The 11,591-nt window shown below is 69.0% G+C and carries 10 protein-coding genes; all 10 read right to left on the bottom strand.

The window, feature by feature from the left end:
- Positions 1 to 17: 17 nt before the first annotated feature.
- The 10 genes from ACM2ZB_RS19520 to ACM2ZB_RS19475 all read right to left on the bottom strand — a co-directional run bounded on the left by ACM2ZB_RS19520 (position 18) and on the right by ACM2ZB_RS19475 (position 11,567).
- Complete coding sequence (locus tag ACM2ZB_RS19520; protein WP_313442417.1) at positions 18 to 443, bottom strand: hypothetical protein; 426 nt, start codon at positions 441 to 443, stop codon at positions 18 to 20.
- Between the two features lie 77 nt (positions 444 to 520).
- On the bottom strand, positions 521 to 1,840 hold the full coding sequence (locus ACM2ZB_RS19515; RefSeq protein WP_313442416.1) for a dicarboxylate/amino acid:cation symporter: 1,320 nt from the start codon (positions 1,838 to 1,840) through the stop codon (positions 521 to 523).
- 57 nt (positions 1,841 to 1,897) lie between these two features.
- Positions 1,898 to 3,598 (bottom strand): BatD family protein, encoded by a 1,701-nt coding sequence (locus ACM2ZB_RS19510; protein ID WP_416058586.1) that lies wholly within the window; start codon positions 3,596 to 3,598, stop codon positions 1,898 to 1,900.
- A 20-nt stretch (positions 3,599 to 3,618) separates the two neighbouring features.
- Positions 3,619 to 5,460: a VWA domain-containing protein gene (locus tag ACM2ZB_RS19505; protein WP_416056653.1), complete on the bottom strand. Its 1,842-nt coding sequence runs from the start codon at positions 5,458 to 5,460 to the stop codon at positions 3,619 to 3,621.
- Positions 5,457 to 6,461 (bottom strand): vWA domain-containing protein, encoded by a 1,005-nt coding sequence (locus ACM2ZB_RS19500; RefSeq protein ID WP_416056652.1) that lies wholly within the window; start codon positions 6,459 to 6,461, stop codon positions 5,457 to 5,459. The genes ACM2ZB_RS19505 and ACM2ZB_RS19500 overlap by 4 nt, the downstream gene beginning before the upstream one ends.
- On the bottom strand, positions 6,458 to 6,907 hold the full coding sequence (locus ACM2ZB_RS19495; protein WP_416056651.1) for a DUF4381 family protein: 450 nt from the start codon (positions 6,905 to 6,907) through the stop codon (positions 6,458 to 6,460). Before ACM2ZB_RS19495 ends, ACM2ZB_RS19500 begins: the two co-directional genes overlap by 4 nt.
- Positions 6,904 to 7,833, bottom strand: coding sequence for a DUF58 domain-containing protein (locus tag ACM2ZB_RS19490; protein WP_416056650.1), 930 nt, complete (start codon positions 7,831 to 7,833; stop codon positions 6,904 to 6,906). The genes ACM2ZB_RS19495 and ACM2ZB_RS19490 overlap by 4 nt, the downstream gene beginning before the upstream one ends.
- Before the next feature lie 8 nt (positions 7,834 to 7,841).
- On the bottom strand, positions 7,842 to 8,867 hold the full coding sequence (locus tag ACM2ZB_RS19485) for an AAA family ATPase (protein ID WP_416056649.1): 1,026 nt from the start codon (positions 8,865 to 8,867) through the stop codon (positions 7,842 to 7,844).
- A 198-nt stretch (positions 8,868 to 9,065) separates the two neighbouring features.
- Positions 9,066 to 11,039, bottom strand: coding sequence for a type IV pilus secretin PilQ (locus ACM2ZB_RS19480; RefSeq protein WP_416056648.1), 1,974 nt, complete (start codon positions 11,037 to 11,039; stop codon positions 9,066 to 9,068).
- Positions 11,040 to 11,060: 21 nt separating this feature from the next.
- Positions 11,061 to 11,567: a pilus assembly protein PilP gene (locus tag ACM2ZB_RS19475; RefSeq protein WP_416058585.1), complete on the bottom strand. Its 507-nt coding sequence runs from the start codon at positions 11,565 to 11,567 to the stop codon at positions 11,061 to 11,063.
- Positions 11,568 to 11,591 lie beyond the last annotated feature (24 nt).

Genomic DNA, 11,591 nt, shown 5'->3' with positions numbered 1-11,591 from the left:
ACAGGCTGGCGGCCGGCTTACTTGCCGGCGGTCGCCGCCTCGATCACACCGCACATGGACTTCTTCTGGAAGTCTTCGCCGGTGGCGTAGGACGGCGGGGTCATCTTGGTGACGGTGATCTTGGAACCCTTGCCCTCGGCCTCGATCAGCACGTTCCACGGCAGGGTGATCTGGCCGCCGTTGAGCTGGGTGTTCTGCTCGAAGGTCAGCATGCCCAGGTCCTTGTCGACGGTGGCGACCTTCAGGCCCGACTTCACACCCTCGATCTGGATGCGCTTGAGGGCATCAGCCGGGGCCACGGTCGGCACCACGTCCCACGTGGTGAAGGTGCGACCGGCGAAGAAGCTGCCGCTCTTGGTGTAGTTGGTCTCACAGGCCTTCTGGGCGCTGGCGTCGAAGGCCAGCAGGCCGAGTGCGGCCACCATCAAATACGAAATCCTCATTTCTGCTCCCTTTCGCACGGCGCCAATCCCGGCGCCTTCCATGCGCCGGGCAAGTATCCATGGCATTCAGTGCGGGTTCAATCGCGCGGCGCAGTCAGATCCGGACCGTCGTGGCCTTCACCCTTGGCCACCAGCGTGGTCAGGGCCAGGTCGCCGGTCACGTTCAGTGCGGTGCGGCACATATCCAGGAAGTGGTTCACACCCAGAATGAGACCGATACCCAGCGGATTGACACCCACCATGGCACAGATCATGGCCACCACCGGCAACGAACCGGACGGCACGCCGGCCGTGCCGATACCGCCAAGAATGCAGACCGCCATCACCATCACCTGCTGGCCGATGCTCAGGTCCACGCCGAAGAACTGGGCCAGGAAGATGACCGTCACACCCTCGAACAGCGCCGTGCCGTTCTGGTTGGCGGTGGCCCCCACGGTCAGTACGAAGCGCGACACCCGCTGCGGCAGGCCCATCTGGTCAGCCACGCGCAGCGCGGTCGGCAGGGTGGCATTGCTGGACGCGGTGGAGAACGCCATCACCGTGGCTTCCTGCGTATCGCGGAAGAACGACAGCGGCGAACGACCGGACAGCCACACCGCCGCGCCATAGGTCACCACCATGTGCAGGCCCAGCGCCAGCACCACCACGCCCACGTAGGCGCCCAGGCGGATGATCAGCTCGAAGCCGAACAGCGCGGCCAGGTTGAACATGAAGCAGGCCACCGCGTACGGAGCCAGGCGGATGACCAGATTGATCAGGGTCATCGAGATTTCGAACACGCCCTCGATGGCGCGGCGCAGCGGCGCAACCTTCTCATCGTCGGTCAGCACCATGCCGATGCCGAACATCAGCGCGAAGAACATCAGCGACAGGATCGCGCCGTTGTCCGACGCCGCCTGCAGCACGTTGCTCGGCACGATCGACAGCAGCATGTCCATGCCCTTCGGCGTGCCATGGATGCCGGCCACGATTTCCTTGCTGCGCTCGGCGTTCTCCGACAGCATCAGCGCCGCCGTCTGCGGATCGACACCGGCACCGGGCTTGAGCAGGTTGACCAGCACCAGGCCGATGGCCACCGCGATGCCCGACAGCAGCACGGTGTAGGCCAGGGTCTTCCAGCCGATGCGCCCCAGCGCGCGGATGTCGCCCATCTCCGACACGCCCATGATCAGCGCCGAGAAGATCAGCGGCACGATCAGCATGAAGATCAGGTTGAGGAACAGACCCGATGCCGGCGTGGTGATGTAGTCCATGACCCACTTGGCGCCCGTCTGCAGGCCGTCGACGCTGCCACCCAGGGCGTGCACGGTGAGGCCCAGGACAAGGCCGATCGCAAAGCCGATGCCCATCTTCCAGTGCAGGGGCAACTTCTTCTTGTCGGCAGCAGCTGCTGTCATACGCGGCGTTCCTCGAAAAATGAATCTACTCTAACAAAGCGCGCAAGCCGCGCCGGTTCAGCCTCGCCGGGTGGGATACAGCGGGGCCAGCCCAGTGTCGGCGCTGCGGTCGGCCGTCGACCAGTGCGGTCCGTCACGGAAGCACTCGCGCAGGCGGGCGCGCAGGGCCGCAACCTCGCCCTGCCCGCCCCAGCGGGCCTGCTGCAGGTCCAGCAACACCTGCCGCTGGGCCGGATCGGCCAGGCGCGCAATCACCTGCTCCAGCCGCTCCACGCCGGCCATGGCGCACAGGCGCGCCTCGACCTGGTCGAAACCTTCGCCATCCAGCGCCCGCCGCAGATCGGCCACGCTGCCGCGCGAAACCGCAGGCGCCTCAGCCGTGGTTGATGCCCGGACCGGAGCCGCCGCGGGTCCGCAGCGTCCACGCCGCCAACCCCATGCCAGGGTCAACAGCCACAACAGGGTCAAGCCCACTGCTGCGGCGATCCACGGCCAGGGCCGCGTGGCGGCCGCGGCCAGCGGCACGGCAGTCGATGCGCTGGGCATGGCCTCCGCGCCGGGCAGCGCCGCGTCGGTATCGATGGGTTGCGGGGCCGGTGCACCGGCCCCCCCGGCCGCAATCCGCAGGCTCAGGTCCGGCAGGGCAGCCTGCTGTGCGCTGCCGCTGTCCACGTTCCACCACGGCAGCTTGGGCCCGGGCACCACCAGGGTGCCAGCCTGGCGCGGCACGATCGAGTAGCGGCGGGTGATCTTCAGCCGCGGCGTGCTGCCGTTGAAGGTTTCGTCGTACTGCGCCGGTTCGGCGAAGACCTGCGCTGCATCGCCCATGTCCGGCACCGGCAGATCGGTGAACTGCGCACGGGTGGCGCCGGTGGCGATGGCCTCGACCACCACGGTCGCCGCTTCGCCGGCACGGCCGCTGTCCGGCGCGCTGGTGTAGCGCAGCTGCAGCCCATGCAGCGGCAGCCACGGTTGCGGCGCCTGCGCGGGCTGGGCCTGCACCTGCAGGGTACGTTCGGGGCTGACGGCATTCATGCGGCCATCGCCGCCATTGCCGAAGAAGTCATCGAAGAAGCCACCGGCGCTGCGCCCGTTGAAACGGGCACCGGGCAGGCGCAGCGGACCGCTGCGCTCGGGAATCAGCAGGAACCGGCGCTCGACCACGTTGTAGCGCCGGCCATTGACCTGGCGCACGTCGGTACGGTCTTCGCCCACCCGCTGCAGCGACGCGCCACTGGGCGTGTCCAGCACCAGTTCGCCGGACGCCAGCTGCGAGGCGAAATACAGCCGCACCACCACGCCCACGCTCTGCTGCACGTAGGGGCTGTCATCGTCCACTTCGGTTTCGACGAAGGCGGTGGCGTTGCTCTGCGCGGTGGCCTGGGTGCCGGCGCCGACCTGCAGCTGCAGCGGTTCGGTGCGCACGCTGCCGACCTGCAGCGACGGCACCAGCAGGGTGCCACTGCGCCGCGGCGTGAGCGATACGGTATAGAGGTTGCGCTGCTGCATGCCGCCGTTGCTCCACTGCACCTGGCGGCTGCTGCTCTGCGCGCTGAGCGCGAAATCGGCATTCAACGGCGCGTAGTCCGGCGCTCCCTGGTCGGTTTCCACGTGCAGGGTGACCGAATCACCGGCGGTGATGCTTTCCTGCTCCAGCCAGGCGCGCGTCTGCGCCAGCGCCGACAGTGGCAGCCACGCCAACAACAGCACGATCAGCACCGGCAGCAGTGTCGCGCGGCGGTGCGTCCTGCGCAGCACGTGGGTCAGCAGCACGCGGGTCATCGGCCTTCCTTCTTTCTACGTTCGTTTTCCAGCTGGAACTTGGTGCGCAGCAGCGCGCCCGGATCATCCGGCACGCGCCGCATCCAGGCATCCACCGCCTGCTGTTCCTCGCGCTGCTGTGGGGTGCGGCCATCGCCACGCGCGGCGGGCGTGCCCTGCTCGGCCGCCTTCGACTGCTGCATGGCCTGCTGCATGCGCTGGCGCTGCTCTGCGTCGGCCTGGGCCTGCGCCTTGGCATCGGCGCCCTGCGGCCCGGCCTGCGAAGTGTCCTTGTCGCCGCCGCCCTGGGGTGGCTTCTGCGGAGCGCCCTGCTGGCCCTGCTTCGGGTCCTGCTGGCCTTGCTGGCCCTGCTGATCCTGCTTGCCGTCCTGCTGCTTGCCGTCCTGCTGCTTGCCGTCCTGCTGCCCCTGCTGACCCGGCGGCTTCTGCTTCTGCTGCCCTGGGTCCTTGTCCTGGCCGGACGTGTCTTTCTGATCTTTGTTCTGCGGGGGCCTGCGCTTGCGCGCCGCATCCACCACCGCACGGTTGGCCACGGCATCGGCCATGCCCGGGTGCTTGGCCAGTGCGCGGTCGTAAGCGGCAATGGCACCGTCGTAGTCCCCCTTGCGGGCCAGCACGTTGCCGAGGTTGTACCAGCCGGCATCACTGTCGATGCCATCAAAGCGCGCGCGTGCCGTGTCGAAATCGCCGTTGCGATAGGCCTGCACGCCTTCGGCTATGCGCTGGTGTTCGCGCTGGTCGGCACGCTGCCACAGCGTGCCCGGCGCTGCAGTGCCGGTGCTGCGCGCTTGCGCGTGCAGGTTGCCGGACAGCGGCAGCAGGCCCACCGCCAGCAGTGCAGCCAGCACGGCACGGCGACGGAATGCCAGCAGCGCCAACAGCATCAGCGGCGGCAGCAGCCAGAAGCCTTCGTCCTGCCACTGCCGGCCCTGCCCCGGGCGCTGCTGTGCGCTGCCATCGCTGGCATCGAGCACACCCAGCGCGCGCAGGTCACGATCGTCGGCGGCGATGCGCTGGTAGCGCCCGCCACCGGCCGTGGCCACCGCACGCAGGCCGGTTTCGTCCAGCGCAGCCTGGGCGATCTGCCCGTTGCCATCGCGGTAGGCCGCGCCGGCCGGCGTTCCCAGGCCCAGCACCGACACCTGCAGGCCAAGCCCACGGGCCTGCGCCGCTGCCAGTGCCGCAGCAGCATCGGCCTGGTCGCTGATCAACAGGATGCGCCCACGCAGCGAGCCGGTCTGCCGCAGCAGCTGCGCGGCCCAGTCGATGCCGCGATCGGCATGCTGGCCGTCACGCGGCATCACGTCCGGCGCCAGCGCGTCCAAGTAGAGCGCCACGTTGCTGGTGTCGTCGGTCAGCGGGGCCACGGTGTAGGCATCATCGGCATACACCACCAGGCCGACCTGCCCGCCCTGCCGGTCGCGCAGCAGCGCGCCGATCTTGGCCCGTGCCTGCAGCAGGCGCGACGGCGGCAGATCGGTGGCGGTGGTGCGGCTGGACAGGTCCAGCACCACCACCAGCGGGGTACCGGCCTGGAACATCGGCTGCGCCTGCTGCCGCCAACTGGGGCCGGCCAGCGCCAGTACCGCCAGCGTCCAGCCCAGCAGGATCGCCCACGGCAGGCGCGCACGCCGGTGGCCGCCGGCCACCAGCAGATGCGACAGCAGGTGCGCATCCACTGCCTGCCGCCAGGCCTCACTGCGCCGCTGCCGGTAAAGGACGGCAGCGAGGATCAGCGGCAGGGCCAGCAGCGCCCACAGCCAGTCCGGGCGCAGGAAATGCAGGGCGTTCCAGTCGGGCAGGCCCGCTTCGAGTGTCTGCAGCAGGGTGGCGATCATCGGCGGCGCTCCGGCCACAGCCAGGCCAGGCTGCCCAGCAGCAGCGCAAGCGCCAGTGGCCATGCGTAACGTTCATCGCGCGGGCGCAGGGTCGGGCCCTTCGACGCGATCGGTTCCAGCCGGTCCAGCTCGGCATAGATGCCTGCCAGTTCGTCGGTATCACGTGCACGGAAGAAGTGGCCCCCGGTCATGTCGGCAATCCTGCGCAGGGTCGCTTCGTCCACCGGATCGCGGTCGCTGGCGATGGGGATGCCGAACAGGCGCATGCTGCCGTCGCCCCCGAAGGCCACCGTGTGCACGCGTACGCCTTCGGCACGCGCCAGCTCTGCTGCACGCAACGGCTCCAGCACGCCGGCATTGCTGACGCCATCGGTCAGCAGGATCAGTACGCGCTGGCCCTCGGGCTGGCTGCGCAATCGCTTTACCGCTAGGGCGATAGCATCGCCGATGGCGGTCTCGCGCCCGGCCAGGCCCACCACGCTGTCGCGCAGCTGGTCACGCACGCTGGCCAGATCGGCGGTGATCGGGGTCAGCGTGTAGGCACGGTCGCCAAACACCAGCAGGCCAACGCGGTCGCCGGCGCGGCGGTCCAGGAAGTCGGCCAGGACGGCCTTGGCCGCCGTCAGGCGCTCCACCGCCTGCGGGCCCAGCACCATGTCCGGCTCGCTCATGCTGCCGGACACGTCCATCGCCAGCATCATCTGCCGGCCCTGCTGCGGCGGCGTGATCGCCTCACCCAGCTGCTGCGGGCGTGCCATCGCCACGCACAGGGTACTCCAGGCCAGCCACAGCACCGCGGTACGCAGCCAGGACGCATCGATGCGGCCGCCCCCGGCCAGCGCCTGCAGTTCGTTGGCGGCATACGGCACGCGCAGAGCGGCACCGGCTTCTGCCCGTCGCTTCCAGAAGTGCATCAGCAGGGGCAATGGCAACGCCAGCAGCGCCAGCGGCCAGGCCAGCTGCAGGTCCGGCCAGGGCCAATAACTCCCCAACAGGTTCATCGGCGGCGCTCCTGCAGCAGTTCCAGGTAGCGCTGGCGGGCCCAGCGGCGGATCCCGGCAATGTCCTCGGCCGGCACCTGCCGGCGGTAGGCGCCTTCTGCCAGCAACTGGCGCTGCGGTTCGGCCAGCTGGTCGCCGGGATCGATGCGCTGCCACCATGCCTGGTCGTACAGCGCCTCACTGCCGGGGCGGGCCAAGCGTGCGGCGCGGCGCAGCAGTCCGGCGATGGCAGCCAGTTCGGCAGTGGCATCGGCGGTGCTTGCCAGCTCCTGATCAAACAGCTGCAACCAGCGTTGGCGGCGTCGGCGGCGCTGCCACCACAGGAAGGCCATCGCCACCAGCAACAGCAGCACCACGCCGCCGATCATCAGATAGCCCGGCGCCGGTGGCCACCATGATGGCGCCGGCGGCAGCTGCACATCGCGCAGCGGCAGGTTGGCGCTCATGCCGGCACCTCGGTGGGCGCAGGTGCCAGCCAGGCATCGCTGGGCGCATCGGTGGACAGCACCTGCACATCGACACGGCGCGCGGCCAGCTGCCTGCGCAGGGCCTCGATGGGTTCAACGAAGTGGCTGCGCCAATGCGCCTGCACTTCGCTGCGGCGCAGGTCAAGGCCGATGCGCTGCTGCGCGGCCAGGAACTGCAGCGGCGCCGAAGGGGGCTGCAGCTCCAGTGGATCGACCAGCAGCAGCAGGCTCAGGTCGTGGTGCTGGGCCAGGGCGCTCCAGCGCACCGCGGGAATGCGCAGGGCCTGCTGCGGATCGGCCAGAACCAGCATGCGTGCACCGGGGCGCAGCACGCGGCCGGCATGCTCCAGCGCGCGCTCCAGGCCTAGATCATCGGCGGGCGGCTGCGCGTACCAGCGGGTGAGTGCGTCGAGCACACGCAGCACGCCGCGCGGCCCACCGGCGGGTGCCACCAGCGGTTCGTGGGCGCTGCCGCGCAGGGCGCCGATACGGTCGCCACGGCGCTGCGCGGACCATGCAGCCACCGCGCCGGCACGTGCGGCCTGCACCGACTTGAAGCGCACCCGCGTGCCGAAGTACAGCGCCGGCGAGGTGTCGGCCACGATCAGGCTGACCCGTTCGCGCTCGGCCTGGAACAGCTTGGTATGTGCACGCCCGGTGCGCGCGGTCACCCGCCAGTCGATGTGGCGCGCATCATCGCCGGCCACGTACTCGCGCGACTCGGCATATTCCATGCCGCGCCCCCGCAGGGGCGACGGCGCCTGGCCGGCATTGCCGGCACGGCCACGGCGTGGCGGCGGCGGACGCTGCGCCAGCCGGCGCAGGGCCACCAGTTCGGCCAGGTGCGGGCGCAGGCCATCACCTTCGCTGACGTTGGTGGTGTGCGGCAGGGTTGGATCGGACATGCGCAGACTCAGGGTGCCGGCACCCGGGCCAGCAGTTCCTGCACCAGGCGCTCGCCATCCCAGCCTTCGGCGGTGGCTTCATAGCTGGGCAGCACGCGGTGGCGCAGCACATCGGCGGCAACGGCGCGCACATCATCGGGGGTGACGAAATCGCGGCCGGCCAACCACGCACGGGCGCGCGCGCAGCGTTCCAGTGCAATCGAGCCACGCGGGCTGGCGCCCCAGGCGATGCGGCGGCCCAGCCCTGCGTCGTAGCGCGAGGGATCACGCGACGCCAGGACCAGTTCGATCAGATAGCGTTCCAGCGCAGGCGCCATGTGCAGGTCCAGCACTTCGCGCCGTGCATCGAACACCGCCTGCATCGGCAGCTTTTCCGGTGCCGGTGCGGCCTCGCCCAGTGCACCACGGGCACGCTCGCGGGCCAGGCGCAGGATTTTCGACTCGGCGGCCTGATCGGGGTAGCCGATGCGCACGTGCATCAGGAAGCGGTCCAGCTGCGCTTCGGGCAGGGGGAAGGTGCCTTCCTGCTCGATCGGGTTCTGCGTGGCCATCACCAGGAACAGCGGCGGCAAGGCGTAGGTATGCCGGCCAACGGTAACCTGCCGTTCGCCCATGGCTTCCAGCAGCGCCGACTGCACCTTGGCCGGTGCGCGGTTGATTTCATCGGCCAGCAGGATCGGGTGGAAGATCGGGCCGGGCACGAATTCGAAGCGGCCCTCCTGCGGGCGCCAGATCTCGGTGCCGGTCAGATCGGCAGGCAGCAGATCCGGGGTGAACTGGACGCGGGCGAAATCCGCTTCCAGGCGCGAGGCCAGGGCACGGATCGCGGTGGTCTTGGCCAGCCCCGGCGCACCTTCCACCAGCAGATGGCCATCGGCCAGCAGGGCGATCAACAGGCGCTCGACCAGCGCGGCCTGGCCGACGATCTCGGCCGACAGCGCGTCGCGCAGGGCGATGAAGGCGGCATGCAGCGGGGAGTCGGCCGGCGCAGGCGGCGGGGAAGCGGTTTCGGGCATCGGCGGTGGCAGGTTCATGGGGGCCTTTGACCGGCGCGGGACGGCACGGGTTCCCGACATCATCGCAGGGCGGTCGGGAGATGGCATCAAAGATGGCTGAACAGCATCGCCGCAGGGCGTGGATCGGTGTGGACCGGCTTGCGGCGGCGGGCAGGCCCCACAACGAAGCGGGGCCGCACATGGCGGCCCCGATTCCTGCAACGTGTGCCGGCGGGCTCAGCTCTTCTTGGCCACGCGCAGCACCTTCGGGGTCACGAAGACCAGCAGCTCGGCCTTGTCCTTGGTGCGGCCACGCTTCTTGAACAGATTGCCCAGGAAGGGCACGTCGCCCAGGAACGGTACCTTGCTGACGCTGCTGCGGTCGGTGAACTCATACACGCCACCGATGACCACGGTCTGGCCATCTTCCACCAGCACGGCGGTGTTGACCTCGCGGCGGTTGATGGTCGGCACCTGGCCGTAGCCTTCCAGGACGATGTAGCTGTCCACTTCGTCCTTCTTCACGGCCATGTTGAGGAACACGCGGTTGTCGTCGGTGATGGTCGGGGTGACCTTCAGCTCCAGCACCACTTCCTTGAACTGCACGTTGGCCGTGGCAGCGCCGCCGGCGCCACCGCCGGTGATGGTGACGTAGCCGATTTCCTTACCCTGCTTGATCAGCGCTTCGCGCTGGTTGGTGGTCACCACGCGCGGGTTGGAGATCACTTCACCACGCGATTCTTCCTGCATGGCCGACAGTTCGACGTCCAGCAGGTAGCCCGCGTTGAGGATGGACAGCGCCAGCGAACCGGGGTTGCTGGTCGCGGCGACCGGCAGGTTCCAGTTCAGGCCACGGGTGATGGCCGAGGCCAGCGGCACCGGACGGGGGCCATTGCCGCCGGCCGCCAGCCAGTCGCGCTCGGCCTTGGCATTGGCCGCGTCGGTTTCCACCTGCGAATTGCGGGTCTTCAGCGTGGAATCCAGGTTGCCACCGAAGTACACGTTGTCGCGGCTGCCGCTGATGCCGAACTTGGCGCCCAGCTCGCGGGCAAAGGTATCGGTGGCGATGACGATGCGGCTCTCGATCAGCACCTGGTCGACCGGGCGATCGATCACGTTGATCAGCTCGCGCATGCGCGCGATCTTCTTCGGGATGTCGCTGATCATCAGGGTGTTGGTGCGCTCGTCGGCGACGATGCGGCCGCGCGAGGACAGGAAGCCACTGTCTTCCTGGTTGGTCGAACCGCTACCGCCGCCGGAACCACCGTTGCCTGTATTGCCGATGCCCTTGGCTTCGGTCAGCGCTTTGAAGATCTGCGTGGCGCTGTGGTAGTTGATCTGTACGTAGTCGGTCACCAGGTCTTCGCGGTTCTCGATGGCGATGCGCGCGTCTTCCTTCTCCTGCTCGAACTTGGCCAGTTCGGACTGCGGGGCGACCCAGATGACGCTGCCATCACGACGCTTGTCCATGCCCTTGGCACGCAGCACGATGTCCAGCGCCTGGTCCCACGGCACGTTGACCAGGCGCAGGGTCACATTGCCCTGCACCGAATCGGACGCCACCACGTTCAGATTGGATTCTTCGGCGATCAGCTGCAGGACGGTGCGCACCGGCACGTCCTGGAAGTTGAAGGTGACCGGCTTGCCGCTGTAACCGCGCTGCGGCACGCCCTTGGCAGCCTGGCTGACGCTGCCGGCGGTGACGGCACCGACGGCGGCCTGGGCCTGCTTCGGGCTGATCTCCACCACGTACTCGTTGCCGCTCTGGTAAGCCAGCGATTCGACCGCACCACCGGTGCTCAGCACCAGCTGGGTGCCGGCGCCGGACGGCATGGCGTCGATGCGCTGCACCGGCGTGGCGAAGTCGGTGACGTTCATCGGCTTCTGCAGGTTGGCCGGCAGCCGGGCATTGCCGACGTCGACCACCACGCTGTTGCCCTGCGTGCGCAGGTCAGGGATTGCGCCCTGGCCATCGAACTGCACGATCAGGCGGCCGCTGCCGTCATCACCGCGTTTGAAATCGATCCGCTGCACCGCCAGCGACGCCGGCGCGGCGGCCGGCGTTGCCACAGCCGTGCTGGCCGGCTTTTCGGCCGGTGCGGCGGCCAGCGCGGGTGCGCAGGCCAGCATCAGCGCGACTCCCAGCGCGCTGATGCGGTTCAAGGTAGAGCGCCGGATGGGTCGCAGCCCCTTGGCTTGGTGAAAAGTCATCGTGCTATCCCCAGTAAACGATCATTGATCATCGAGCGCGAGCGTGGCCGGACGTTCCAGCCAGCCCCCCGCACCGTCCGGCACCAGTTCGATCAGTTCCACGCGGTCTTCGTAGACCGCGGTGACCCGCCCGTCGCTCTGCCCAAGGTAGCCACCGGGGCGGACCCGGTAGGTGACCTTGTCCGGCCCCATCACCAGGGCCACAGTGCCGCCCCCGGTGCCGATGGTGCCAACCATGTCCAGTGCATCCAGCGGGAAACCTTCCAGGGGTTCCTTGCGCCGGTTCGGGTCCGGACGCGTTCCGCCAGCCCCCTGCTGCGGATTGGTCCAGGCATCGGTGAACGGATCGCGCATGCCCTGCGCGGAATACTCGAAGGTCTCGAACTGCTGCATCACCGGCAACGGATCCAACGGTTGTGCCGGCCGTGCGCGCTCGCTTTCAACCCACTTTTCCAGATTGGGGGCGTCGCCCGGCGTGCTGGTGATGCCGCGGCCGCAACCGGCCAGCAGCAGCACCGCCATCGCCATGCCACCCCGTGCAATGAAGGAACG

It is taken from the genome of Stenotrophomonas maltophilia (assembly GCF_047782825.1).
In the GTDB taxonomy this organism is placed as follows: Bacteria; Pseudomonadota; Gammaproteobacteria; order Xanthomonadales; family Xanthomonadaceae; genus Stenotrophomonas.
This window is presented reverse-complemented; position numbering and strand designations above follow the sequence as displayed.